Annotated in this window: 26 protein-coding genes and 1 riboswitch; of the genes, 14 read left to right on the top strand and 12 right to left on the bottom strand. The window is 74.7% G+C overall.

Features of this window, described 5'->3' with window-relative positions:
* Positions 1 to 15: 15 nt before the first annotated feature.
* Positions 16 to 474 carry a MarR family winged helix-turn-helix transcriptional regulator gene (locus tag QSK03_RS00210; RefSeq protein ID WP_285647951.1) on the top strand — a complete coding sequence of 153 codons (459 nt, stop codon included), beginning with the start codon at positions 16 to 18 and terminating at the stop codon, positions 472 to 474.
* On the opposite strand, the gene QSK03_RS00205 is transcribed toward QSK03_RS00210, so the two are convergent.
* From QSK03_RS00205 to QSK03_RS00195, 3 genes are read right to left on the bottom strand one after another with little or no spacing between them, the layout of a single operon-like run.
* Positions 443 to 1810, bottom strand: coding sequence for a pyridoxal phosphate-dependent decarboxylase family protein (locus tag QSK03_RS00205; RefSeq protein ID WP_285647950.1), 1368 nt, complete (start codon positions 1808 to 1810; stop codon positions 443 to 445). The genes QSK03_RS00210 and QSK03_RS00205 overlap by 32 nt on opposite strands.
* Positions 1811 to 1821: 11 nt before the next feature.
* Positions 1822 to 2520, bottom strand: a complete 699-nt coding sequence (locus QSK03_RS00200) for a DUF998 domain-containing protein (RefSeq protein WP_285647949.1) — start codon at positions 2518 to 2520, stop codon at positions 1822 to 1824.
* A gap of 37 nt (positions 2521 to 2557) precedes the next feature.
* Positions 2558 to 3460, bottom strand: coding sequence for a hotdog family protein (locus tag QSK03_RS00195; protein ID WP_285647948.1), 903 nt, complete (start codon positions 3458 to 3460; stop codon positions 2558 to 2560).
* 98 nt (positions 3461 to 3558) lie between these two features.
* Here QSK03_RS00195 and QSK03_RS00190 point away from each other — a divergent pair, with 98 nt between their 5' ends.
* Positions 3559 to 4173, top strand: coding sequence for a class I SAM-dependent methyltransferase (locus QSK03_RS00190; protein WP_285647947.1), 615 nt, complete (start codon positions 3559 to 3561; stop codon positions 4171 to 4173).
* A gap of 21 nt (positions 4174 to 4194) precedes the next feature.
* Here the strand turns inward: QSK03_RS00190 and QSK03_RS00185 are convergent, their stop codons facing one another.
* Entirely contained in the window at positions 4195 to 4992 is a 798-nt protein-coding gene (locus tag QSK03_RS00185; protein ID WP_285647946.1) for an MmyB family transcriptional regulator, read from the bottom strand.
* 49 nt (positions 4993 to 5041) lie between these two features.
* Positions 5042 to 5788, bottom strand: a complete 747-nt coding sequence (locus QSK03_RS00180; protein ID WP_285647945.1) for a YqjF family protein — start codon at positions 5786 to 5788, stop codon at positions 5042 to 5044.
* Positions 5789 to 5880: 92 nt separating this feature from the next.
* Between QSK03_RS00180 and QSK03_RS00175 the strand changes: the two genes are divergently transcribed.
* Both QSK03_RS00175 and QSK03_RS00170 read left to right on the top strand, forming a co-directional pair.
* Positions 5881 to 6534 carry a GOLPH3/VPS74 family protein gene (locus tag QSK03_RS00175; protein WP_285647944.1) on the top strand — a complete coding sequence of 218 codons (654 nt, stop codon included), beginning with the start codon at positions 5881 to 5883 and terminating at the stop codon, positions 6532 to 6534.
* Positions 6535 to 6595: 61 nt separating this feature from the next.
* Positions 6596 to 7393, top strand: a complete 798-nt coding sequence (locus tag QSK03_RS00170) for a DUF427 domain-containing protein (protein ID WP_285647943.1) — start codon at positions 6596 to 6598, stop codon at positions 7391 to 7393.
* On the opposite strand, the gene QSK03_RS00165 is transcribed toward QSK03_RS00170, so the two are convergent.
* From QSK03_RS00165 to QSK03_RS00150, 4 genes are all read right to left on the bottom strand, one after another.
* On the bottom strand, positions 7394 to 7960 hold the full coding sequence (locus QSK03_RS00165) for a mycothiol transferase (protein ID WP_285647942.1): 567 nt from the start codon (positions 7958 to 7960) through the stop codon (positions 7394 to 7396).
* A gap of 59 nt (positions 7961 to 8019) precedes the next feature.
* Entirely contained in the window at positions 8020 to 8487 is a 468-nt protein-coding gene (locus tag QSK03_RS00160) for a MarR family transcriptional regulator (RefSeq protein ID WP_285647941.1), read from the bottom strand.
* A gap of 85 nt (positions 8488 to 8572) precedes the next feature.
* Complete coding sequence (gene coaA, locus QSK03_RS00155) at positions 8573 to 9547, bottom strand: type I pantothenate kinase (RefSeq protein WP_285647940.1); 975 nt, start codon at positions 9545 to 9547, stop codon at positions 8573 to 8575.
* Between the two features lie 94 nt (positions 9548 to 9641).
* Positions 9642 to 10385: an SDR family oxidoreductase gene (locus tag QSK03_RS00150; protein ID WP_285647939.1), complete on the bottom strand. Its 744-nt coding sequence runs from the start codon at positions 10383 to 10385 to the stop codon at positions 9642 to 9644.
* Positions 10386 to 10437: 52 nt separating this feature from the next.
* Between QSK03_RS00150 and QSK03_RS00145 the strand changes: the two genes are divergently transcribed.
* The 10 genes from QSK03_RS00145 (at position 10438) to QSK03_RS00100 (ending at position 20152) form a co-directional block, all read left to right on the top strand.
* The gene (locus tag QSK03_RS00145; protein WP_285647938.1) at positions 10438 to 10902 is read left to right on the top strand and encodes a PPOX class F420-dependent oxidoreductase; all 465 of its coding nucleotides are present in this window, start codon (positions 10438 to 10440) and stop codon (positions 10900 to 10902) included.
* Between the two features lie 16 nt (positions 10903 to 10918).
* Entirely contained in the window at positions 10919 to 12277 is a 1359-nt protein-coding gene (locus QSK03_RS00140) for a hemolysin family protein (RefSeq protein ID WP_285648563.1), read from the top strand.
* Entirely contained in the window at positions 12274 to 13452 is a 1179-nt protein-coding gene (locus QSK03_RS00135) for a hemolysin family protein (RefSeq protein WP_285647937.1), read from the top strand. Before QSK03_RS00140 ends, QSK03_RS00135 begins: the two co-directional genes overlap by 4 nt.
* On the top strand, positions 13449 to 14420 hold the full coding sequence (locus QSK03_RS00130) for an NAD(P)/FAD-dependent oxidoreductase (RefSeq protein WP_285647936.1): 972 nt from the start codon (positions 13449 to 13451) through the stop codon (positions 14418 to 14420). Before QSK03_RS00135 ends, QSK03_RS00130 begins: the two co-directional genes overlap by 4 nt.
* A 315-nt stretch (positions 14421 to 14735) precedes the next feature.
* Positions 14736 to 15512, top strand: a complete 777-nt coding sequence (locus tag QSK03_RS00125) for a VldE C-terminal domain-containing protein (RefSeq protein ID WP_285647935.1) — start codon at positions 14736 to 14738, stop codon at positions 15510 to 15512.
* Between the two features lie 128 nt (positions 15513 to 15640).
* Positions 15641 to 16945, top strand: a complete 1305-nt coding sequence (locus QSK03_RS00120) for an MFS transporter (protein WP_285648562.1) — start codon at positions 15641 to 15643, stop codon at positions 16943 to 16945.
* A gap of 114 nt (positions 16946 to 17059) precedes the next feature.
* A complete protein-coding gene (locus QSK03_RS00115; protein WP_285648561.1) occupies positions 17060 to 18454 on the top strand; it encodes an APC family permease in 1395 nt (464 codons plus the stop codon).
* Positions 18451 to 19254 carry a universal stress protein gene (locus QSK03_RS00110; RefSeq protein WP_285647934.1) on the top strand — a complete coding sequence of 268 codons (804 nt, stop codon included), beginning with the start codon at positions 18451 to 18453 and terminating at the stop codon, positions 19252 to 19254. The genes QSK03_RS00115 and QSK03_RS00110 overlap by 4 nt, the downstream gene beginning before the upstream one ends.
* Before the next feature lie 87 nt (positions 19255 to 19341).
* Positions 19342 to 19557, top strand: coding sequence for a helix-turn-helix domain-containing protein (locus tag QSK03_RS00105; RefSeq protein WP_285647933.1), 216 nt, complete (start codon positions 19342 to 19344; stop codon positions 19555 to 19557).
* Positions 19558 to 19579: 22 nt separating this feature from the next.
* Positions 19580 to 20152, top strand: a complete 573-nt coding sequence (locus QSK03_RS00100; protein WP_285647932.1) for a Clp protease N-terminal domain-containing protein — start codon at positions 19580 to 19582, stop codon at positions 20150 to 20152.
* Positions 20153 to 20248: 96 nt separating this feature from the next.
* On the opposite strand, the gene gcvP is transcribed toward QSK03_RS00100, so the two are convergent.
* The 3 genes from gcvP to QSK03_RS00085 form a co-directional block, all read right to left on the bottom strand.
* Positions 20249 to 23182: an aminomethyl-transferring glycine dehydrogenase gene (gcvP, locus tag QSK03_RS00095; protein ID WP_285647931.1), complete on the bottom strand. Its 2934-nt coding sequence runs from the start codon at positions 23180 to 23182 to the stop codon at positions 20249 to 20251.
* Positions 23183 to 23389: 207 nt separating this feature from the next.
* A riboswitch (glycine riboswitch) is annotated at positions 23390 to 23493 on the bottom strand.
* Between the two features lie 62 nt (positions 23494 to 23555).
* Complete coding sequence (locus tag QSK03_RS00090; RefSeq protein WP_460378044.1) at positions 23556 to 24170, bottom strand: MerR family transcriptional regulator; 615 nt, start codon at positions 24168 to 24170, stop codon at positions 23556 to 23558.
* Positions 24171 to 24325: 155 nt separating this feature from the next.
* A complete protein-coding gene (locus QSK03_RS00085; RefSeq protein WP_285647930.1) occupies positions 24326 to 24799 on the bottom strand; it encodes a bifunctional nuclease family protein in 474 nt (157 codons plus the stop codon).
* Positions 24800 to 24852 lie beyond the last annotated feature (53 nt).

Raw genomic sequence — 24852 nt, 5'->3', positions numbered from 1 at the left:
TGTAAGGTTCCTGTCATGAGTCAAGCCCCGGTCGGCGACCGACCCGGCTACCGGGTCAAGCAGGTGCAGCAGGCGCTGCGGCACGCCGGCGACGCCGCGCTGCGCGGGATCGGGCTCTCGGTGAGCCAGTACGCGGCGCTGCGGGCGCTCGCGGATCAGCCCGGGGCCTCGTCCGCCGAGGTCGCCCGGCGCTGCTTCGTCACCCGGCAGTCGGTGGCCGACGTCCTCGCCCCCCTGCGGATCGCCGGGGCGGTGGAGGACGGGGAGCCGGGCCGGGGGCGGGCCCGGCCGATGACCCTCACCGCGGTGGGACGCGCGCGGCTCGCCGCCGCCGAGACCACGATGGCGGAGGTCGAGGAGCGCATGCTCGCGGGCCTGAGCGCCCGCGAGGTGGCGACGCTGACGGAGCTGCTCACCCTCTGCGCCGCGAACCTCGAGGACGTCAGCGCGACAACCGGTCCACCAGCGCCGTGATCGCGGCGGTCGACCGCGTGATGTCCTCGGGGGTCGTCGACCAGTTCGACACCGAGAGCCGCACGACGGAACGGCCGTGCCAGACGCTGGTGCCGGCCCAGCACGTGCCGTCCTCGGCGATCGCCCGGGCCAGCACGCCCGCGTCGACGTCGCGCGGCGCGACCAGGACCTGGTTGAGCTCGACGTCGTTGAGGATCGCGATCCCGGGGTGCCGGCCGAGCTCGTCGGCCGCCTGCCGGGCCAGGACGCAGCACCGCTCGACCAGGTCGGCGACACCGGAGCGCCCAAGGTGGCGCAGCGCCGCGTGCACCGGCAGGGCGCGGGCGCGCCGGGAGCTCTCGGGGACACGGCCGGACGGGTCGTCCGCGCCCATCGTGATGTAGGCGGCCGTGCTGGAGAACGCGGCGGCCAGCGCGGCGGGGTCCCGGACGACCGCCATCGCGCCGTCGTAGGGGACGTTGAGCCACTTGTGCGCGTCGACCGCCCACGAGTCGGCCCGCTCGACACCGGTGACGAGGTGCCGCCGCGCCGGGGCGGCCGCGGCCCAGAGCCCGAACGCCCCGTCGACGTGCAGCCAGGCGCGGGAGCGCTCCCCCACGACGTCGGCGACCGCGTCGAGGGGGTCGGACGCCCCGGTGTCGACCTGCCCGGCCTGGGCGCAGACGAGCACCGGCCCGTCGATCGCGGCGAGCAGGTCGCGCAGCACGTCCGGGCGCATCCGCCCCTGGTCGTCCGCCGGCACCCGGACCGCCCGGTCCGCGCCGAAGCCGAGCAGCCGCAGGGCCTGCAGCACCGTGGCGTGCGCGTGCGCCCCGACGAGGACGGTCGGCACCGGCGCGCCCGCGAGCCCGTCCGCCCCGACGTCCCAGCCCTCGGCGGCGAGCAGCGCGTGGCGTGCGGCGGCCAGGCCCGACACGGTGGCCATCTGCGCACCGGTGACGAACCCGACCGCGGCCTCGGCGGGCAGGCCGAGCAGGTCGAGCACCCATCCGGCCGTGACGTCCTCGATCGCCGCCATGGCCGGGGACATCACCCGCACCGCGACGTTCTGGTCGGCGGCGGCCACCATCCAGTCCGCGCCGAGCGCGACCGGCAGCGCCCCGCCGGTGACGAACCCGAAGTACCGGGGCCCCGCGCTCGCCACCAGCCCGGGCTCGAGCGCCGCCGCCAGCTCCGCGAGGACCGACTCGGCCGGCGCGCCGGCGTCGGGCAGACGGTCGTCGATCCGCGCCCGCATCGCCGTGTCCGCCACGGGTCGCCCGACCGGCCGCTCCCCCAGCCCGGCGAGCCAGCGGTCGGCGAAGCGCCGGGCCTCGTCGAGCGGCTCGTCCCACACCCGACGGGACGCTACGGGGCGCCGGCGGACTGTGCCGTGAGCGGCCGCGGCTCCGGCGGACCCGCCGCGGCGTCCCGGCGGGCGTGGGCCAGCGCCCACAGCCCGAGCAGGGCCACGACGACCACCTCGGCGAGGGCCAGGCCGCGCTCGAGCAGCCCGAGCGGGACGGCGCGCCACCACGGCACGCCGAGCACCCCGCGGAACGCGATGGCCCCGACGATCGGGAGGAACGAGGCCAGCGCCAGCCACGACAGCACACGCACCCCGAAACGGAACGGGCGCGCGTCGGGGTCACGACGACGGCGGCGGGCGATCAGCAGGGCCCCGACCGGCAGCGCGACGAACGCCACCAGGCTCGCGTAGCGATGGACGTAGCCCGAGACGCTGGGCCCGATCGACCAGTTCGTCTTCTCGAACGCCACCACCAGCAGCAGCCCCGCGCACCAGGCCCCGACCAGCGCCGAGGGCCAGGAGCGTGCCGGGACCATGCCCGCCGCGACGAGGGCGGCGAGCACCCCGGCCGACCCGAGCGCCAGGCCGACCACGGCGACGTCGAAGACCCATCCGCCCGGCAGCAGCGCGTACTCGCTGATCGTGCGGCGGACCGGGTCGACCCGCGAGGACGGTCCGACGAGGTGCATCACCCCGATCAGCACCAGCGCCAGGGCGACCGCGACCACGCCCATGCGGGCGCCGATCCTCGTCGTCACGACCGGGCCAACGTCCGGGGAGCCCGCGGCGTTCCGATCACGCCCGCCACGCCGAGCGGGGGCCCAGGCCGCGGCCGGCGAACGGGCCCGCCGCGCCGAACCCGTCGGCCAGGCCCACGCACCGCTCCCCCGCGAAGATGCCCGCGCGGTAGTGCAGCCCCCCGTCCGGGGCGGGGTCGACCGCCAGGGCGACGTCGTAGGTGCGCGGGTGGGCGACCTCGGCGACGAACTGCACCTCCCAGGCGGTCGCGGCGAGCTCCTCGGGCGGACCGCCGTCCGGGTCGTCGAGCCGCGCCGACTGCCACGCGGCCACGGCGTCGGCGTACCAGGACAGGACGGCGGCGTTGTTGACGTGCCGGTTGGTGTCGACGTCGCCGATGCGCGAGACCACCGCGTGGCCGACCGGGTAGCGCGCGCGCTCGTGGCGGGCGCTCTCCGGTCGCGGCGGGGCGCCGCCGGGCTCCTCGAGCACCAGCGCGGCGAGGTCGGTGCGCAGGGCGTCGGGCAGTCCCGACGGGCCCGACCCGGTCGCGAGCACCGTCACGGAGTCCGAGACCGCGACGCACCGGTCGCCGTCGAACACCCCGTGGCCGTAGGAGTACGAGGACCCGCCGATCCGCCGGACCCCGGTGCCGACCCGGTACTCCCCGCCGTGCGTCAGCGGCGCCAGGAGCCGGAGCCGCTGCGCGGCGAGCAGCACCCGGAACGGGGCGAAGCCGCCGTCGGAGACCAGCCGCCGGAACCGGGGCAGCGCCGCGGCGACCCGGGCCTCCTCGAACCAGCGGCTCAGCGCCACCGTCGTCACCCGGCCGTCGCCCCCGAGGTCGGCGTAGCGCGGCACCACCGGGTGCAGGACCGGGAACACGGCGGGATCGGTGAGCCCGGCGGCGTCCTCGGCCAGCGACGGGCCGGCGGGGAGCACCGGTGCGTGATCGGCCATGGGAGCCATGGAGACCATGGTCCCCACCGCGACCGGCCACGACCCCGTCGCGCCGCCCGGATCACATGTGACGGCCGACCGCGGGATACCCGGGGGCCGTGACCGACTTCCCGCCCGGGTTCTTCGACCGCGACGACGACGGCGACGACGCCCGCTTCTACGGCCCGCCGCGCCTCGTGCAGCACATCGACGACGGCGCGATCGCGGCGGTCGGCGCGTTCTACGACGAGGTCGGCGTGACCGGCGACGTCCTGGACCTCATGGGCTCGTGGGTCTCGCACCTGCGCACCCGGCCGCGGCACCTCACGGTGCTCGGGATGAACGCCGCCGAGCTCGACGCCAACCCGATGGCCGCCGCGCGGGTGGTCCACGACCTCAACGCCGACCCGACCCTGCCCTTCCCCGACGCCGCCTTCGACACCGCCGTCTGCACCGTCTCGGTCGACTACCTCGTCCGGCCGGTCGCGGTGTGCCGCGAGGTCGGACGGGTGCTCCGCCCGGGCGGCACCTTCGCGCTGACGTTCTCGAACCGCTGCTTCCCCACCAAGGCGATCCGGGGCTGGCTCGCGGCCGACGACCGGCAGCGGGCCGCGATCGTCGCGACGTACCTCCGGGACGCGGGCGTGTTCGACGAGCCGGTGGCCCAGCAGCGCGCGTCCACCGACGACCCCGTGATCGGCGTGTACGCCGTCCGGCGCCGGGCGGGCGGCTGACGCTCTGGAGAGGTCCCCGGATCAGCCCTCCCCCACGAGCCGCTCCAGCGCCGCGCGGGTCGCGGCGTCTGCCGGCACGAACGACTCGAGCGAGAGCTCGTCGAGGGTGACGTCCCACGCCGCCCCGAAGTGCGTGATCGTCGAGTAGAGGCGCAGGTCGCCGTGGGGGTGGGCGAGGTGCAGCGGCAGCATGACGTGGGCGGTGCGGGCGGCGGCACCCGTCGGGGCCGCCGGCGCGTACCCGGCGAGCTCCTCGCGCAGGGCGGCCAGGCGCGGGTCGCCCGTGAGGTCGGCGAGGCGCTCGAGGCGGTGCAGCAGGTGCCCGGCCCACTCGGGCAGGTTGCGGACGTGCGGGGCCAGGCCGTCGGGGTGCAGGCTGAGCCGGTAGATGTTCATCGGCGGCGCGAGCAGGGCCGGGTCGAGCCGCGCGAGCAGCGCGCCGACCGCCCGGTTGGCCATGACGACGTCGCCGCAGCGGTCGGCGACGAGCGCGGGGAACGGCTCGTGCCCCGCGAGGAGGTGCTCCAGCGCGCCACGGACGGCGTCGAGGGCCGACGCGTCGAGACGCGACTCGCTGTAGGTCGGGGCGAAGCCCGCGGCCAGCAGCAGGGTGTTGCGCTCGCGCAGCGGGACGTCGAGGTGCTCGCAGAGATCGACGAGCAGCTCCCGGCTCGCCCGCGACCGGCCGGTCTCGACGAAGCTCAGGTGCCGGGTCGACACGCCGACGTCGAGCGCGAGGTCCATCTGGCTGCGCCGGCGCCGGGTGCGCCAGCCCCGCAGCAGGTCACCCGGGGCCGGACGGTCGAGCGTGCTCGTCACACGGGCAGACGGTAGGCCCGCCGATGCACGGCGGCCATGACCTCGGAGGTCATGGCCGGCGTGACCCGGGGCGTCGCCAGGGCCGCGGGAAGCCGAAGCGCACCGACACCCCCGGCGAGCAGGTCACGTGGTCGGGCGGGCGGTCGGCGAGGTCCGCGAAGCCCGCGCGGGCGAGCAGGGTGTCGTCCAGCTCGAGCAGCTCGGCGCGGTGCAGCGGCCAGGGCTCGTGGACGTTCGGGACGTACCAGTCGACCCCGAGGTGGCGCTCGTGCAGCCCCCAGCGCGCGGTGAGGAAGTCCTCCAGCTCGCCCGACGCGACCGGTGCCCCGACGCGCACGCGCACCCGGCTCGCGTGGGGGCGCCGGGTCACGTAGGTCCTCTCCCCCGCCGTCTCCGCGATCGACATCGACGCCCAGCGGTAGGGCAGGCCGAAGGCCGCCCGCGCGCCCGCCACGACCGCCAGCCGGGTGGCGTCGAGGCTGCGGAAGACGATCCCGCGCACGCCGCGCGCGTCGACGGTGTAGAGCCGGACGTTGGTCTCGGGGAACGTCCCGAGCCACGGGATGGACGGACCGCGCAGCACGCCGGCGCCGACCATCCGGAACGGCACGAGCCCCACCCAGGTCGCGCCGTCGTGGACGTCGGGACGGACGCCGGGCGGCAGCAGCGGGGCCACGGTGTCCGGGTCGACCGCCCAGTGCAGGAAGGCGACGTCGCACCAGCGCTGGGTCATCATCGTCGGCCCGGTGTAGCCCGGGGCCGCGCGGGTCACGGGCTGGGTCCCGGGCTCGGTCACGTCCCCCGCATCCCCGCTGCGGAGGAGCGCCACGCCCGATCTCCGTCGCACGGAGGAGGCGGCGCCGTCGCGCCGGACGCCACGATGAGCCCATGCGCACCGCCGAGGACCTGGCCCTGCTCCTCCACGACCCCGCGACCGGCGCGCCGCTGGTCGACTCGACCGCCCTGCCCCGGGCCCTCGCGGGCGCGGTCGTCCTGCAGCTCGTCCTCGACCGCCGGGCGCACCTGGCCGAGGGCCGCTGGCGCACCCACCTGGTGATCGACGACCGCGGGCCGACCGGCGACCACGTCCTCGACCTCGCGCTGGGCCGTCTGCCCGACGACCTCGCCCCGAAGAGCGCCATCGAGAAGCTGCACGGGCGCGTCCGCGACCCGCTCATGGCCGGGCTGGTGCACGACGGGTCCCTGCGCGTCGAGGAGCGCTCGTTCCTCGGGATCCCGCGCAGCCCGCGCTACCCCGCGGCGGACACGACCCGGCGCGACGCCGCGATCGGGCGGCTGTGGGCCGTGCTCGTCGACGGTGTCGCCCCGAGCACCGACGACGCCGCGCTGGTCGCCCTCGTGCGGGCGGTCAAGGCCGAGCACAAGCTGCTCGAGGCCCCGCGCCGGGACCTGCGGGCGCGGAGCAAGGAGGTGGCCGAGGGTGAGTGGGCCGGCGAGGCGGTCCGCAAGGCGATCGCCGACATCCACGCGGCCGTCGCCGCCACGGCCGCGGCGGGCGCCGCGGCCGCCGGGTCGACGTGACGGGAACAACGCCGCCGACGGCCGGGGTTGTACCGTCTACGCCCACCCCGAGGAGGTCGTCATGGCCCTGACCATGTTCGGTGGCCCGCTGTCCCGGAAGCTGCCCGAGACGCGCACGTTCACGGTGGAGGGCCCGGCGCACTCGTTGCTGCTCCAGCCGTTCACCCGCCGGGTGCGCGCCGAGGTCGACGGGGTGACGGTGCTGGACACGACCCGCGCGAACCTGCTCTTCGAGACCGGGCTCCCGCCGCAGCTCTACGTGCCCGAGGAGGACTTCCGGGCCGACCTGCTCGAACCCAGCGACACCACGACCCACTGCCCGTTCAAGGGCGACGCGACCTACCGCAGCGTCCGGGTGGGCGACCGGGTCGTCGCCGACGCGGTCTGGGCCTACCCCGACCCCAAGCCCGACGCGGCGTGGCTCGCGGGCCTGGCCGTGCTCTCGCCGAAGGCCGCGGACCGCTGGCTCGACGAGGACGACGAGGTGATCGGACACCTCACCGACCCGTACCACCGGGTCGACCTGCGCCACACGAGCCGCCACGTCACCGTCGCCACGACCGACGGCGTGCCCGTGGCCGACGCCGCGGGCGGCGTCCTGCTCGGCGAGACCGGCCTGGTCGACCGCCTCTACGTCGCCCGGGACGCCGTCTCCGCGACGCTCGAGCCGTCCGGCACCCGCACGGTCTGCCCGTACAAGGGCCACGCGACCTACTACTCGGTGCGCCTGCCCGACGGGCGCGTGATCACCGACGCCGCCTGGTCCTACGAGGAGCCCACGGACGAGTCGCGCGCCATCGAGGACCTCGTCTGCTTCGCCCACGACGACCTGGTCGTGCGCGCGGACGTCACCGGCTGATCAGGAGGGGCTGAGGTCCTCGGGCGCCGGGGTCTCGAGCACGGCCGCGCGCAGCGTCTCGGCGCGCCCGGCGTGGCGGGCGGTCTCGGTGATGACGTGCAGCAGGATCCAGCGCAGCTCGATGTGGCCGCGCCGGTCGTCGCGCACGGTGTCGTCGAGCGACTCGGCGCCCGCCAGGGCGTCCCGCCCCTGCTCGCACACCGTGAGGTAGGTGCCGACGACCTCGTCGGCCGGCTCGGTCTCCGCGATGCGGTAGCCGGCGTCGTGGTCGTCGAGGTAGCTCGGGACATGCCGGCCGCCGCGCCCGCCCCAGCGCTCCACCAGCCAGGTGCGCTCGAGCTCGGTGAGGTGCTTGACGATCCCCAGCAGGCTCGGCCCGGCCTCCGCGGGGATCCGGCGGTGCAGGTTCGCCTCGTCGAGGTCGTCCAGGGCCAGCACCACGAGCGAACGGAAGTAGTCGAGCCAGCCCTCGAGGGCCTCGCGCTCGTCGGCCACCTCCGGCGGGGACGGACGGCGTTGCAGGGGTGCCTGGAACCGCACCGGCTCTCCCGGGGTCGTCGTGCTCACTCCTGACACACGGTGTGTCGTCGCCCGGACGCGCAGTGTTACTCCGTCCGGTCTCGCACCTACTCCTCCACGAGGATCTCGAGCGCCGGCAGCGCCGCCTCGAGCGCCGCGCGCTGCTCCGCGTCCAGACGATCCAGCCGGTGGGCGAGCGACGCCGTGCGCTCCGTGCGGATGCGGCGGATCGCGTCGTGCCCGGAGTCCGAGAGGTGGATGAGGGCGGAGCGGGCGTCCTGCGGGTCGGGCGTGCGCACGAGCAGACCGGCGTCGTCGAGCGCGGCGAGGACGCGGCTCATGGTCGGCGGCGTCACCGCCTCCCGGCGCGCGAGCTCGGAGAGCCGCAGCGGCGCGTGGTCCTCGAGCGTCGCCAGCACCGACGTCTGCAGCGGCGGCAGGGCGGCGGCGGTGTCGACGCGGATGCGGCGGTTGAGACGGCCGATGGCCAGCCGCAGGCGCGAGGGGAGGTCGGGATCGGACGATCCGGACCCACCGGACGGCCCGGCCTGCGTCCCGGTGGCGGAGGTGGTCATGCCTCATGGTCCCATCCGGGCGCCCCTCACGGACGGGTAGTGGCCGAGGGTCACCCTTGCGACCTGCTGACGACGGCCGGACGGGTCAGAGTTTCCGGAGCCGGATGCGCCGGACGGAGTGGTCACCACCCTTGGTGAGCACGAGCCCGGCCCGCGAGCGCGTCGGGGCGATGTTCTCCCGCAGGTTCGGGCCGTTGATCGTGTCCCAGAGGGTCGCCGCCTGCGCGCGCGCCGCAGACTCGTCCATCTCCGCGTAGCGCCGGAAGTACGACGCGGGGTCGCGGAACGCCGTCTGCCGCAGGGCGAGGAAGCGCTCGACGTACCAGCGCCGGACGTCGGCCGGGTGGGCGTCGACGTAGATGGAGAAGTCGATGAGGTCGGAGACCGCCAGCGCGCTCGCCCGCTCGCCCGTCGACGGGGCCGGCTGCAGCACGTTGAGGCCCTCGAGCACGAGGATGTCCGGGCGGGACACCAGGCGCTGCTCGGAGAGGACGTCGTAGGTCAGGTGCGAGTACGTCGGCACCGGCACCTCGGGCTTGCCGGCCTTGATGTCGGCGACGAAGCGCAGCAGCGCCCGGCGGTCGTAGGACTCGGGGAAGCCCTTGCGCCGCATGAGCCCACGCCGCTCGAGCTCCGCGTTCGGGTAGAGGAAGCCGTCGGTGGTCACCAGCGCGACGTCGGGGTGGTCGTCCCAGCGCGCGAGCAGCAGGCGCAGCAGCCGCGCGGTCGTCGACTTCCCCACCGATACCGACCCGGCGATGCCGATGACGAACGGCGTCGCCACCTCGTCCTGGCGCAGGAACGTCCGGTAGGCGTCGAGCAGGCCCGACGTCGCCCGCACGTGCAGGTCCAGCAGGCGGGAGACGGGGAGGTAGACGTCGCGGACCTCGTCGAGGTCCACCGGGTCGCCCAGCGAGCGCAGCTCCTCGAGCTCGTCGGCGGTCAGGGGCACGGCACGCGTGTCGCGCAGCTGCGCCCAGGACGTCCGGTCGAAGTCGACGAACGGGCTCCCGCTCACGAGGCCGGCCCCGCGCAGGCTCCGTCGCACATGGCGCGACATTGTTCACGCGCCCGCCCGGTCGCCCGCCACTCGCTGCGGCGCAGGTCACCGAACCGAGAACTCATCGCCCTCCCCTGGTCGAGCTCCGGCTCCGCTACGTCTCCCGCTGCTGGGCCGTCGCCATGAGGGCGTACTCCACGACCGTCACCTCGGGCGGCAGGCCGAGCACGTGCACCACGGCGGCTGCCACGTGCTCCGCGGTCAGCCCGAGGGTGTGCATGCGCTCGCGGAAGGCGACGACGTCGCCGCGACCGGGCTCGTCGTGTTCCAGGGAGGCCATCAGGTCGGTCGCGACGAACCCGGGCGCGACGGTCGTGACGCGCACCCCGCGCGGGCCGGCCTCGCGGCGCAGGGTCTCGTCGACGGCGTGCGCGGCGTGCTTGCTCGCGGCGTAGACCCCGCCCGCGGCCGACGGGACCCGCCGCCCGGACATCGACGACACCGTCACGAAGCTCGCGCCCTCGCCGAGGTGGGGCAGGGCGGCGCGGGCGGTCGCGAGCAGGCCGCCGACGTTGACGTCGAACACCTCGCGCCACCGCGCGGGGTCGGTGTCGGCGACCGCCCCGAGGTGCATGGTCCCGGCGGCGGCCACCACGGCGTCGAGACCGCCGAGTGCGCCGGCCAGCCGGTCGACCGCGGTGGTGAGGGCGTCGGGGTCGGTGACGTCCGCGGCCGCCGCGTGGCCCCCGATCCCGCCGGCCACCTCCGCGAGGCGGTCGGCCCGGCGGGCCAGCAGCCCCACGCGCGCGCCGGCGTCCGCGGCCGCCCGGGCCACCGCGGCCCCGATGCCCGAGGACGCCCCGGTGACGACGACCCGCTTCCCGTCCAGCGCACCCACGGTGATCACCGTAGAGCGGGGCGCGTCGGACCCCGCAGCTAGGCTCGTGGGCATGGCGAACGTCGCGACGACCGACCGGGTGGGGCGCGAGGAGCTCGACGCGTTCCTGCGCACGCGGCACAAGGCGATCGTGGTCACGCGTCGCTCCGACGGGGGCGACCAGACGTCGCCGGTGACGCTCGGCATCGACGCCGAGGGCCGCCTGCTCGTGTCGACCTATCCCGAGCGGGCCAAGGTCACCAACGTCCGGCGCGACCCGCGGGTCGCAATGTGCGTGCTCTCCGACGACTTCGACGGCCCGTGGGTGCACGTCGAGGGCACCGCCGAGGTGCTCGACCTCCCCGACGCGCTCGAGCCGCTGGTCGAGTACTTCCGCTCGATCTCGGGTGAGCACTCCGACTGGGACGAGTACCGCGAGGCGATGGCCCGCCAGGGCAAGTCGCTGATCCGGCTCACCGTGGAGCGCTGGGGTCCGATCGCCACGGGCGGGTTCCCCGCCCGGTTGGCCACCGGCTGAGACGGGGACACGGTCGATCGTGAACGTCCTGCTGTCGGTGCTGGGCCTCGTCGGGTTCGTCGCCGTCACCTTCGGTACGGCGATCTTCGTCGCGGCCGAGTTCTCCCTGACCAGCCTCGAGCGCAGCCAGATCGACAACCACGTCGACGAGGTGGGCGACCGCCGGTCGAAGATCGTGCAGCGCGCGCACCGCAACCTCTCGTTCGAGCTCTCCGGCGCCCAGCTGGGCATCACGATCACCACGCTGGTCACCGGCTACCTCTCCGAGCCGGCGATCGCGACACTGATCTCGCCGGTGCTGGAGGACGTCGGGCTGCCGCCGGGCGCGGCGACGGGCACGGCCGCGGTCATCGCGCTGGTCGTCGCCACGGGGCTGTCGATGACGTTCGGCGAGCTGGTCCCCAAGAACCTCGCGATCGCCCGCCCGATGGGCACCGCGCGCATGGTCGCGGGCATCCAGGCCGGATTCTCGCGGGTGTTCTCGTTCTTCATCGGCGGGCTCAACGGGTCGGCCAACTGGATCGTGCGGCGCCTCGGGGTCGAGCCGGCCGAGGAGCTGCGCTCGGCGCGCTCACCCCAGGAGCTCGGCTCGCTCGTCACCACCAGCGCCCAGCAGGGCACGCTCGACGAGGGCACCGCGCAGGTGATGGCCCGCTCGCTGCGGGTGGGCGAGCGCCGCGCCGACGAGCTGATGACCCCGCGGGTCCGGGTCGAGTCGCTCTCGCAGGACGACACGGTGGACGACCTGCTCGCCGCCACCGTGCGCACGGGCTTCTCCCGGTTCCCGGTCGTCGACCGCGACCTCGACGACATCCGCGGGGTCGTGCACGTGAAGCAGGCGTTCTCCGAGCCGCGGTCACGACGCGCGACCACCAAGCTGCGCAACCTCATGCGCACGGCCACCACGGTGCCGGACTCCCTCGACGGCGACGAGCTGCTCGACCGCCTGCGCGGCGCCGGGCTGCAGATGGCGCTGGTGGTCGACGAGTACGGGGGCACCGCCGGGATCGTCACCCTCGAGGACCTCGTCGAGGAGATCGTCGGCGACGTCCGCGACGAGCACGACCGCGGCGAGGCCGCCCGGGTCCGCGGCGCCGGCGAGGACATCTGGATCGTCTCGGGGATGCTGCGCCCCGACGAGCTCGCCGACGTCGTGGGCTGGTCGTTCCCCGAGAGCGACGTCTACGAGACGCTCGCCGGCTACATCGTCGCCGAGCTGCAGCGGCTCGCGAACGTCGGCGACGCCGTCACCCGCGACGAGTGGCAGCTCATCGTCACGCGCGTCGAGGGGCGGCGGATCGCCGAGGTCCGGGTGGTGCGTCCGCCGAAGGTGCCGGCCGCGGTCGAGGTCGAGGGGACGGAGGCACCGGCATGAGCGACACCGTCGCGCTGCTGCTCATGCTCGCGCTGCTGCTGGCCAACGGCTTCTTCGTCGGCGCGGAGTTCTCGCTGATCTCGGCGCGCCGCGACCGCCTGGAGGCGATGCTCGCCGAGGGCGCGACCGGGGCCGGCACGGTGATCCGTGCGTCGGAGCACCTGTCGATGATGCTCGCGGCCGCCCAGCTCGGGATCACGATCTGCTCGCTGGCGCTGGGCTCGCTCGGCGAGCCCGCGGTGGCCCACCAGCTCGAGGCGGTGCTGGAGCCGGTCGGCGTGCCCGAGGTGCTGATCCACCCGATCGCCTTCGTGGTCGCGCTGACGATCGTCACGATCCTGCACATCGTGATCGGCGAGATGGTGCCCAAGAACATCGCCATCGCCGGGCCCGAGCGCACCTCGCTCTGGCTCGTGCCCGCGCTCGTCGCGTTCCTCAAGGTGACGCGCCCGGTCATCGTGGTGCTGAACTGGTGCGCCAACCACGTGCTGCGCCTGTTCGGGGTGACACCGGTCGACGAGCGCGAGTCGGCCTACACCCCGCAGGAGATCGCGCAGATGCTCTCCGAGTCGCGGCGCGAGGGCCTGCTCGACGCCTCGCAGACGCGGCGGCTCACCCAGGCGCTCAGCTCGGCCGAGCACACCGTCGCCGACGTGATGATCCCGCTCGAGCGCGTCACCGTGCTGCCGCCGCACCCGACGGTCGGCGCGGTCGAGGAAGCGGTCGCCCGCACCGGGTTCTCCCGCTTCCCGGTGCAGGCCGCCCAGGCCCCCGACGTGCACCCGCGGTTGTCCACCGACGCCCTCGAGCCCGGGACGACACCGATCACCCCGCGCGGCGACGCCGAGCACGCGCCGGTCGTCGCGCTCGACGGGTACCTGCACGTCAAGGACGTGCTCGACCTCGGTGACGTCGACGGCGACGGCGCCTCCGACGACGAGGCCGGCGACCTCCCGGTGCCGGCCGAGCGCGTGCGGCCGCTGCCCGAGCTCGCGCTCTCGGCGCCGGTCGACGAGGCGCTCGCGGCGCTGCGCCGGGAGGGGTCGCACCTCGCCCGCGCCGTCGACGAGGAGGGCGCGACGGTCGGCCTCGTGGCGCTCGAGGACCTCGTCGAGGAGTACGTCGGCACGGTGCGCGACAGCACGCACGTCTTCCGGTCCGGGACGCGGGCGTGACGCCCCCGGTCCGGAACGAGGTCCTCGTCGTGGGCGGCGGGATCAGCGGCGTCGCGTGCGCGCGTGCCCTCGACGCCGCGGGCACGCCGGTGCGGGTGCTGGAGCGCTCGCACCGGGTCGGGGGCCGCATGGCGTCGCGGCCGCTGCCCGCGGGTGCCGAGCACGTCGTCGACCTGGGCGCCGCGTACTTCACCGTCCGCGACGAGGGCTTCGCCGCCCTCGTCGAGGGCTGGCGCGCGCGGGGCCTCGCGCGGCCCTGGACCGACACGCTCGCCGCGCACGACGCCGACGGCACCTGGTCGTCGACCTCGGGCCCGCAGCGCTGGGCCGCGCCGGGCGGGCTGCGCTCGCTGGTCGCCGACCTCGCCGAGGGCATCACCGTGAGCACCGGCCACACCGTGGGTGCCGTCGAGCCGGGACCCGCCGTCGACGGGATCCCCGCCTGCGCCGTCGTGCTCGCGATGCCCGACCCGCAGGCCGCCCGGCTGCTGCACCCCGCCCTGCGCGCGGGCCCCCTGGTCGCCGACCGGGCCTGGAACCCGGTGATCTCTGTGGCCCTGGGCTACGGGCACCGCGTGTGGACGCCGTTCCCGGCCGCCTTCGTCAACGGCCACCCCGACCTCGACCTGATCGCCGACGACGGCGACCGCCGCGGAGACGGCGCCCCCGTCCTCGTCGCGCACACGAGCGCGGAGCGCGCCCGCCGCCACCTCGACGACCCGGACGGCGCGATCGCCCCGGTGGTCGCGGCGGCCACCGAGCTGCTCGGGCTCGAGCAGGCGCCGGCGTGGACCCACGCGCACCGCTGGTCCTACGCGAGCCCGGCCGCGCCCCGCGACGACGACTTCGCGCTCACCGACGACCTCGTCGGGCTCTGCGGCGACGGCTGGGGCAGCCCGAAGGTCGAGACGGCGTGGCGCTCGGGCACCCTGCTCGGCCGGGCGATCGCGGGCCGGGTCGCCTGCTGACCGCCTGATCGTCCACCCGCCCGTCGGCCGGCGTGATCCGCCGACCGCATCGGGCCACCCGCTCGTCGTCGCGGGAACAACCTGCCTGCCTGTCCGTTCTGCCCGCGTCTACTCTCGCTCACGGAACGGTCACGAGAAGGTCACGGCTCCCCCGCGACCGACCTCCTCACCCCGAGCGGTGCCCGCCGACCCCGACGGCGTCACCAGGCCGTTCCGTGACCTGGAAGGCAGTACGTGACACGGCAACGCTCCCCCTGGGGCCGTGACGCGTCGGCCAGCACGGCCCGGCGCGAGCCCCGCACCGTCCCCTTCGTCATGCCCGAGGGCGCCCCCCGCGGCGGCTCCCGGCACCGCTCCCCCGGCCGCTCGGCGGTCCGGCACGGCGCGGTCGCGGCCGGCCTCACGGGCAGCGCGCTCGCGCTCGTCGGCCCGGCCGTCATCGCCCTGCCCGACCAGGGGGCGCCGGACGCGACCGCCGCCCTCGCGCTCTCCGCCCAGGGCGCGACCCTGGACGACGGCGCTCCGTCGTCGACCCCGAGCGCCGGCGTGACCCCGGTGAGCGGCACCGGCGGCGGCGCCGTGGCCGCGGACCTCATCAAGGCCACCGAGCGGGACCGCGCGGCCGACGCGGCCACCGCGCGCGAGGCGGAGGCGCAGGCCGCCGCCCAGCAGCGCGACCAGCAGGCGGCCGCCGAGGAGCAGGGCACGGCGTCGGTGACGAACTGCGGCGCCTCGGGCTCCTACGGCGGTGTCGCCGACTCCGTGCAGGAGGTCGGCAACGCGATGGAGTGCGTGTTCCCCGGCCACGACGTGCTCGGCGTCGGCAGCCGCGGCAACGCCTCGGACCACCCCGACGGCTACGCGCTCGACTTCATGACCACCGACGGCGACGCCATCGCCGACTGTGTGATCGGCAACCGCGGCGACCTCGGCGTCTCCTACGTCATCTGGAACCAGCGGATCAACACCGGGTCCGGCTGGGAGAAGATGGAGGACCGCGGCGGCACGACGGCCAACCACGAGGACCACGTGCACATCTCGTTCGAGCACGGCGGGTCGCCGGACGTCTCGGCGCTGCGCAGCTGCGGTTGATCCCCTTCGCGTCCTTCACACGCGCCTGACCGACCTGGTCCACTGAACGGGTGTCGACGGAGACGAGCGGATCGAGCACCGAGAGTGACGTCGGCCGGCGGACGCTGCGTCGGGTCGCCTGGCGGCTGATGCCCCTGTTGGGGCTGCTCTACTTCGTCAACTACCTGGACCGCGTCAACATCGGGTTCGCCGGGCCGAACGGGATGAACTCCGAGCTCGGGCTCACCGCGACGGTGTTCGGGCTCGCCTCGGGGATCTTCTTCGTCGGCTATCTGCTGCTCGAGGTGCCCAGCAACCTCGCGCTGCACCGCTTCGGGGCGCGCCGGTGGATCACCCGGATCCTCGTGTCGTGGGGGATCATCGCGACGATCATGGCGTTCACCCCGAACGCCACCGTGCTGATCATCCTGCGGTTCCTGCTCGGCGTGGCCGAGGCCGGCTTCTTCCCCGGCATCATCCTGTATCTGACCTTCTGGTTCCCCGCGGAGTACCGGGCCCGGGCGGTCGGCTGGTTCATGGTGGCCGTGCCGATCTCGACCGCGGTCGGGTCGACGGTCAGCGCCCTGATCATCGCCCACGGCGACGGGCTGTTCGGGCTCTCCGGCTGGCGGGTGATGTTCCTGGTCGAGGGGATCCCGGCGATCGTGCTCGGGATCGTCACCCTCTTCGCCCTCACCGACCGTCCCGAGCAGGCGCGCTGGCTCGCCGAGGACGAGCGCCACTGGCTGCGCCGCCGGCTCGACGCCGAGGCCGCCGAGGTCGAGGCCGCCGGGCACTGGCCGCTGCGCCGGGCGCTGACCGCCCCGCGCATCCTCGTGCTCGCCTTCGTCTACTTCGGCGTCACCTACGGGCTCTACGCGCTGGGCTTCTTCCTGCCCACCATCGTCTCCGGGTTCGAACAGCAGTACGGGACCAAGCTCGACATCGTCGAGAAGGGCCTGGTCACGTCCGTGCCCTACGCCGTCGCCGCGATCGGCATGGTCGTCTGGAGCCGCGCGGCCGACCGCGCCGCCGCCCGCCAGGGCGACGGTTTCCTCGCCGGCGAGTCCGGGCGGCGCTGGTGGCTCGCGCTCCCGATGCTCGTCGGCGGCATCGCGATCCCCATCGCGCTCTACCTGCAGGACCCGTACTCGGCCATCGCCGCGGTCACCGTCTGCGCGGTCGGCACGTGCGCCGCGCTGCCCACCTTCTGGCCGCTGCCCTCGCAGTTCCTCACCGGGGCCGCGGCGGCCGGCGGTATCGCGCTGATCAACTCGCTGGGCAACATCTCGGGCTTCGTCGCGCCCTACGTCACCGGCGGGCTCGCCGACCTCACCGGCAGCCAGCGCGCCGGGCTCTGGGTGGTCGGCATCGTGACCGTGCTGGCCGCGATCACGGCACTGGTCGTCGGACGGCGGACGAGTCGCTCCACGGCCGGCGCGCCGTCGGGTTAAGCTCCCGATCACCCGCTCGAGGCCGAGGGGACACGACCGCACCACACCTCGAGGGGGACCGCCGTGCCCGCACCGGACCGTTCCGCCTGGTTGCGGCGCAAGCCGGTGGCCACCATGGCCGCCGAGACCGGCGCCGACGCCTCCGCCGGCCACGAGGGCGGCGACCTCAAGCGCTCGATCGGCCTCGGCCAGCTGGCCGCGATCGGCATCGGGTCGACCGTCGGCACCGGCATCTTCTTCGTGCTCTCCGAGGCGACGCCGGAGGCCGGGCCCGCGGTGGTCCTGTCGTTCGTCATCGCCGCGATCACCGCCGGGCTCACCGCGCTGTGCTACGCCGAGCTCGCCTCCGCCGTCCCGGTGTCGGGGTCGTCGTACTCCTACGCCTACGCGACGCTCGGCGAGGCCGCGGCGATGGGCGTCGCCGCCTGCCTGATCCTCGAGTACCTGGTGTCGTCGGCGGCCGTCGCGGTGGGCTGGTCGGAGTACCTCAACGCCCTGCTCGAGGCCGTCGTCGGCCTCCGCTTCCCCGACGCGCTCTCCGGCGCGCCCGGCGCGGGCGGCGTGTTCAACCTGCCCGCCGTCATCCTCGTCGTGCTCTGCACGCTCCTGCTGATCCGCGGGGTGAGCGAGTCCGCGACCGTCAACGCGATCATGGTCGTGATCAAGCTCGCGGTCCTGCTGCTGTTCGTCGTCATCGCCTTCACCGCGTTCAACGCCGACAACTTCGCGCAGTTCGCCCCGCTCGGTGTCGGCGGCGTCGGGGCCGCGGCGGGCACGGTGTTCTTCTCGTTCATCGGGCTCGACGCGGTGTCGACGGCCGGCGAGGAGGTCAAGGACCCACGGCGCACCCTCCCCCGGGCCCTCATGCTCGCGCTCGTCGTCGTCACGGTGATCTACCTGCTGGTGGCCGTCGCCGCGGTCGGCGCGCAGCCGTGGCAGGAGTTCGACGGCCAGGAGGCCGGCCTCGCGGCGATCATGGGCGAGGTCACGGGCGCCGCCTGGCCGGGCATCGTCGTGGCGGCGGGTGCGGTCATCTCGATCTTCAGTGTCACGCTGGTGACGATGTACGCGCAGTCCCGCATCCTGTTCTCGATGAGCCGCGACGGCATGCTGCCCCCGCTGCTCTCCCGGGTGAACCCCCGCACGCTCACCCCGGTGCCCACCACGCTGATCGTCGGCGTCGCCGTCGCGATCCTCGCCGGTCTGATCCCGCTGGACGTGCTCGCCGACCTCGTCAGCGTCGGCACGCTGGTGGCGTTCGCGGTCGTCTCGCTCGGCGTGATGATCCTGCGGCGCACCGCCCCCGACCTGCCCCGCGGGTTCCGCGTCCCCGGCTACCCGGTGACGCCGATCCTCTCGATCGCCGCCTGCATCTACCTGATCACCGGGCTGCACTGGATCACGCTGCTCGTGTTCGTGCTGTGGCTCGGTGCCGCGCTGCTGTTCTGGTCGTTCTACGGCGCCCGGCACTCGCGCCTGCGCACCCCGACCGGCGAGGAGGCGTCGTGACCGTCCTGGTGGGCGTGATGCCGGGAGCGGACCCCGGCGGCGGGGCCGTCGTGCTCGGCGCGCGCCTGACACGAGCCCTCGGCGGCCCGCTGGTCGTGTGCACCGTGACGCCGCCCGACGAGACGCCGCCCGCCGACCCCGTGCCCGACCCCGCCGTCGTCGACGGGCTCGCCGTCGAGGTCGACCACGTCACCGACCGCTCCGTGCCGGGCGGGCTCGCCCGCGCGGCCCACGCCCACGGCGCCGGGATCGTTGTGCTCGGCGACGCCCCGCCCGGCCCCGGATCGGTGGGCTCCCGCCTCGCGCGGGCCGCCGACGTCCCGGTCGCCCTGGCCGGTGACGCCGCCGTGCACGACGGGCCGATCCCCCGGGTGACCTGCGCGTTCAACGGGGGGCGGCACGCCGGGATGGTGCTCGCGGCGGCCGCCGACCTCGCCCGCCACACCGGCGCGGCCCTGCGCGTCGCCTCGTTCGCCCCGCAGCGCGGACCCACCGTGCCGCCCGAGGCGGGCCTGCACGCCGAGCAGGTCGTCGTCGAGCAGTGGCGCGAGCAGATGCTCGCGGCCCAGCGCGCGGCGCTCGCCGAGCTCGACGTGACCGACGCCGAGACCCTCGCCGTCGCCGGCGCCACCGTCGAGGAGGCGGTGGCGGGCATCGGGTGGGACGACGGTGAGCTGCTCGTCGTCGGCGCCAACGCGGTCGGCGCCGCGACCCGGGTCCTGCTCGGCGACCCCGGCGCGGCGGTCCTGCGCGCGGCCCCGGTGCCCGTCGTCCTCACCCCGGGGACGACGACCCTCTAGCGCGCCCGCACGTCGTCGTCGTCGGCGCCCGCGCCGCGACGTCAACTTCGGTTGACACAGCGAGCCCGTCAACCTAGATTGACACGCATGGCTGATGCGACGGCGGTGGCGGCGGCGGCGTCCTCGCGGGACCCGTCCACGGGGCTCGCGGCGGTGTCGTCGCTGCGCACGCTCCTGGAGTCGCTCGAGGAGCTGCAGGTGCGCAGCGCGCGCGACCAGGGATGGTCGTGGCAGCAGATCGCCGACGGGCTGTCGGTCAGCCGGCAGGCGGTGCACAAGAAGTACCGCCGCCACATCCCCTGATCCTTCTCGGCGGGAGGCCGACGTGTTCGAACGATTCACCGACCCGGCGCGCCGGGTCGTCGTGCTGGCGCAGCAGGACGCCCGGGAGCGCGCCGACCAGAGCATCGGCAGCGAGCACCTGCTGCTCGGGCTCTGCCGGGCGAGCGACACCCGCGGCGCGGCCCTGCTCGCGACGCACAGCGTCACCGCGGCGACCGTCGAGGAGGATCTCCGGCGCGCGGCGCCGCCCGATCCCCCCGAGCTGCCCGACCGCGACGCCCTCGCGAGCGTCGGGATCGACCTCGACGAGGTCCGCAGCCGCATCGAGGACGCGTTCGGACCGGGCGCGCTCGAGAGCACCCGGGCGGCCGGTCGCGGGCGGAAGCGGCTCTGGGGTCACACCCCGTTCGAGGCCGGCGCCAAGAAGGTCCTCGAGCTCTCGCTGCGCGAGGCGATCCGCCGCGGCGACCGGTCGATCGGCTCCGAGCACGTGCTGCTCGGCATGCTCCACCGCGAGACCGGTCGTGCCGCGGACATCCTCCACGGTCGCGGCGTCACGCTCGACGGCATCCGCGCCGCCCTCGACGACGGCGCGCCGGGAGCCGCCAGCGGGTGACGGCTCCCGGAGCGCGGCGGTGATCGAAGTACCGATACAGACGCTCTGAGTGTCATCAGGGTGAGGACGCCGATAGGGGCACTTCGCTGACAACTTCTAGGACTCGGCGAGCTCCTCCAGCGGGGGGCAGGAGCAGACGAGGTGGCGGTCGCCGTGGGCGGCGTCGATGCGGCGCACCGGCGGCCAGATCTTCGTCGGACGCCCGCCGGCCGGGAAGGCGGCCTCCTCGCGGGTGTAGGCGTGGTCCCACTCCGCACCCAGCACCGAGCGCGCCGTGAACGGGGCGTGCACCAGCGGGTTGTCGTCCGCGGGCCACTCCCCCGACTCCACGCGGGCCACCTCGCCGTGGATGGCGATCATGGCGTCGCAGAAGCGGTCGATCTCGGCGAGGTCCTCGGACTCGGTCGGCTCCACCATCAGCGTGCCGGCCACCGGGAACGACATCGTCGGCGCGTGGAAGCCGTAGTCAGCGAGGCGCTTGGCCACGTCGTCGACCGTGATGCCCGAGGACTTCGTCATCGGGCGCAGGTCGAGGATGCACTCGTGGGCGACGAAGTCGTCCGGCCCGGTGTAGAGCGTCGGGAAGAAGTCGTGCAGGCGGGTCGAGACGTAGTTCGCCGCCGCGACCGCGGTCAGCGTGGCCCGCCGGAGCCCGTCGACGCCCATGAGCCGGACGTAGGCCCAGGAGATCGGCAGGATCGACGCCGACCCCCACGGCGCGCCGGCCACCGGCCCGACGCCCGTCGCGGGGCCGGCCGAGGGCTGCGCCGGGTGGTTCGGCAGGAACGGCGCCAGGTGCTCGGCCACGCCGACCGGCCCGACGCCGGGCCCGCCGCCGCCGTGCGGGATGCAGAAGGTCTTGTGCAGGTTCAGGTGGCTGACGTCGGCCCCGAAGCGACCGGGACGGGCGAGCCCGACGAGCGCGTTGAGGTTGGCGCCGTCGACGTAGACCTGCCCGCCGGCGTCGTGCACGGCCGCGCACACCTTGCGCACGTGCGGCTCGTACACCCCGTGCGTCGACGGGTACGTGATCATGATCGCGGAGAGCGCGTCCCCGGCCGCGGCGATCACCTCGTCCAGGTCCTCGCGGTCGACGTCGCCGCGCTCGGTGGTCTTCACGACCTTCACCCGCATGCCCGCGGAGATCGCGGACGCGGCGTTGGTGCCGTGGGCCGAGGACGGGATGACGCAGATGTCGCGGTGGGTGTCGCCGCGGCTGTGGTGGTAAGCGCGGATCGCCAGCAGGCCGGCCAGCTCACCCTGCGAGCCGGCGTTGGGCTGCAGCGAGACCGCGTGGTAGCCGGTGAGGTGCACCAGCCAGTCCTCGAGGTCGTGGATCACCTGGAGCATCCCGGGCGCGTCGGACTCCGGGGCGAACGGGTGCAGCTCGGCGAAGCCGGGGTAGGTGATCGGCTCCATCTCGGCCGTGGCGTTGAGCTTCATCGTGCACGAGCCCAGCGGGATCATGCTGCGGTCCAGCGCCACGTCCTTGTCGGAGAGCTCGCGCAGGTAGCGCAGCAGCTCGGTCTCGCTGCGGTGGCGGTGGAACACCGGGTGGGTGAGGTACGACGACGAGCGCCCGAGCGCCGCAGGCAGGGCGTCGTCCGTGGCCGCGTCGAGGTCCTCGACGTCCATCTCCCCGGCGCCCAGCGCGCGCCACAGCGCCCGCAAGTGCTCGCGGGTGGTGCGCTCGGAGCAGGAGATGCCGACGTGCTCGGCGTCGACCTCGCGCACGAGGATGCCCGCGTCGCGGCACGCGGCCACGGCGCCCGCGGCGCCCTCGGGGATGCGGACCAGCACCGTGTCGAAGAACTCTCGGTGCACGACCTCGACCCCGCCCTTGACCAGGCCCGCGGCCAGGACGGCGGCCATGCGGTGGGTGCGCCGGGCGATGGTCTGCAGGCCCGACGGCCCGTGGTGCACGGCGTACATCGCGGCGATCACCGCGAGCAGGACCTGGGCGGTACAGATGTTGCTCGTCGCCTTGTCGCGGCGGATGTGCTGCTCACGGGTCTGCAGCGCCAGGCGGTGGGCGGGGTCGCCGTCGGCGTCGATCGACGTGCCGACGAGCCGGCCCGGGAGCTGGCGGGCGAGCTTCTGCCGCACCGCGAGGAAGCCGGCGTGCGGGCCGCCGAAGCCGAGCGGCACACCGAAGCGCTGGGTGGAGCCGACCGCGACGTCGGCGCCGATCTCGCCGGGCGGGGTGACCATCGTGGCGGCGAGCAGGTCGCACGCCACGACGACCGCGGCGCCGCGCTCGTGGGCGGCCTCGACCACCGCGCGGTGGTCGCGCAACGCGCCGGAGGCGCCGGGCGCGGCGAGCAGCAGGCCGAAGAAGTCGTCCGCGGGCAGCTGGGCCCCGGCCGTCCCGCCCGCGACGTCCACGACCTGCACCTCGATGCCGAGCGACGCCGCGCGCGTGCGCAGCACCGCGATCGTCTGCGGCAGCGTGTCGGCGTCGACGAGGAACACGTTGCTCTTCGTCTTGTCGGCCCGGCGCAGCAGCAGCATCGCCTCGGCCGCGGCGGTCGACTCGTCGAGCATCGAGGCGCCGGCGACGTCGAGGCCGGTGAGGTCGCAGACCATCGTCTGGAAGTTCAGCAGCGCCTCGAGCCGGCCCTGGGAGATCTCGGGCTGGTAGGGCGTGTAGGCGGTATACCAGGCCGGGTCCTCGAGGACGTTGCGGCGGATCACCGGCGGCGTGATCGTGCCGTGGTAGCCCAGCCCCAGCATCGGCTCGAGCACCGTGTTCCGCGCGGCTATCCCGCGCAGCTCCTCCAGTACCTGGGCCTCGGTCGCGGGCGGCGGCGGGGCGTGGCCGGTGGCGTCCTCGGACCAGTCGGCCGGGTCCGTCCGGATCGAGGTGGGCATCGCGCGGTCGGCGAGCTCCTCGAGCGACCCGGCCCCGATCGTCTCCAGCATCCGGGCGAGACCCCGGGCGTCGGGACCGATGTGGCGGTCGGCGAACGGCACCCCGTGCTCGAGCGCGGCGAGCGGTGCGGATTCCCAGGACGAGTGCTGTGTGGTCATCGACGCCTCCGGCGACTGGGCGGGCTGGGGCCTCGCGCGGCGCGGACGTCACCGTCCGACTCGCGCGGCCTCCCCCTCTGCCGCTGCCCGCTACCGTGCGGACGCCTGAGAGCTTCGCCGGTGAGGTGGGCTCACCTTCGGCTTGCACCATCGGCGGGTGGCCGGGACCGGCGTGTGCCGGATCGGACACCTCTTTCCAGAGGTCGTCTCCTCCGCGCGGTCAGGGTGCCTGAGAGGTTCCGGGGAGGAGTTGCTCCTTCGGCGCCTGCGACCAGAGGCTTCTGACTGCAGGTCTCTCCCGCGCGGTGTCCAAGTACGACGCGGCGAGGGTACCGCAGGGGGCCGGTCCGTCCCAGGACCTCCGTGGCCCGTGTCACCCGGCCGAGCGCGCTCCGCGGGCCCGGCGCGAGGCCAGCTCGTCCTCGGGGGCGTGGTCGATGACCGCGGCGTCGGCCCGCTCGGCCGGGAACCGCGAGATGGTGCCCGAGATCTCCCGCATGGCGCCGCCGACGGCGATGCCGAAGACGCCCTGGCCACCCTGCAGCAGGTCGACGACCTCTTCGGGCGAGGTGCACTCGTAGACGGTGACCCCGTCGGAGAACAGGGTGATGCGCGCGAGGTCGCGCACGCCGTGGCGGCGCAGCTGCTCGACGGCGACGCGGATGTTGTTCAGCGAGACGCCGGTGTCCAGGAGGTTCTTGACCACCTTGAGCACCGCGAGGTCCTTGAAGGAGTACAGCCGCTGCGAGCCCGACCCCGTCGCGGTGCGGATGCTCGGGACGACGAGCTTGGTGCGCGCCCAGTAGTCGAGCTGGCGGTAGGTGATGCCGACGATCTGGCAGGCGGCGGGACCGCGGTAGCCGACGACGTCGCCCGACGGCGGGCCGTCACCGAACACCTCGTCCGCGAACAGGGAACCCTGCTCACCTTCCGGGCCGAGGGGCTCGAGCTCGGGGCCGGCGGGACCGCCGTCCTGACCACCGCTCACCGATTGCCTCCCTCGTGCCGTTGTGGCGCCGACGGTACGAGCGGCGGAGACGGGGGTCAACGCGACGCGCGGCAGCCCTCGACCTCGACTCGAGGGTCAGCGTACTGGCCGGTGACCAGGGGTGTTTCTCGACCCCTGGCCCGCGTGACACGACACTAGGTGTCGGCGCCGCGGAAGTCCTCCGGCGAGACCGAGTCGAGGAACTCGCGGAACTTCTCGACCTCGTCCTCCTGCTCGTCGGGGATGACGAGACCGGCCTCGGAGAGGACGTCCTCCTCGGCGTGGATCGGCACGCCGACACGCAGCGCGAGGGCGACGGAGTCGCTGGGGCGGGCCGAGACGCGCACGTCGCCGTCGAACACGAGCTCGGCGTAGAACGTGCCCTCCTGCAGATCGATGATCCGGACCTGCTCGAGGCGCCGGTCGAGGGCGCCGAGCACGTCCTTCAGGAGGTCGTGGGTCAGGGGCCGGGCCGGCTTGACGCCCTGCTGCTCGAGGGCGATGGCCGTGGCCTCGACCGAGCCGATCCAGATCGGCAGGTAGCGATCACCGTCGGCTTCCCGCAGCAGGAGGATCGGCTGGTTCGCGGGGAGCTCGACCCGAACGCCCACGACACGCATCTCGCTCATGCGACTCGCCCTCCTCGACTGGTCGAGCTCCGCAGGTCCGTCGCCGGACCTGG

It is taken from the genome of Actinomycetospora sp. NBRC 106375, assembly GCF_030269665.1.
Classification (GTDB): Bacteria; Actinomycetota; Actinomycetes; order Mycobacteriales; family Pseudonocardiaceae; genus Actinomycetospora.
The sequence above is the reverse complement of the archived record's forward strand: the minus strand, read 5'-3'. Positions and strand labels throughout refer to the sequence as shown.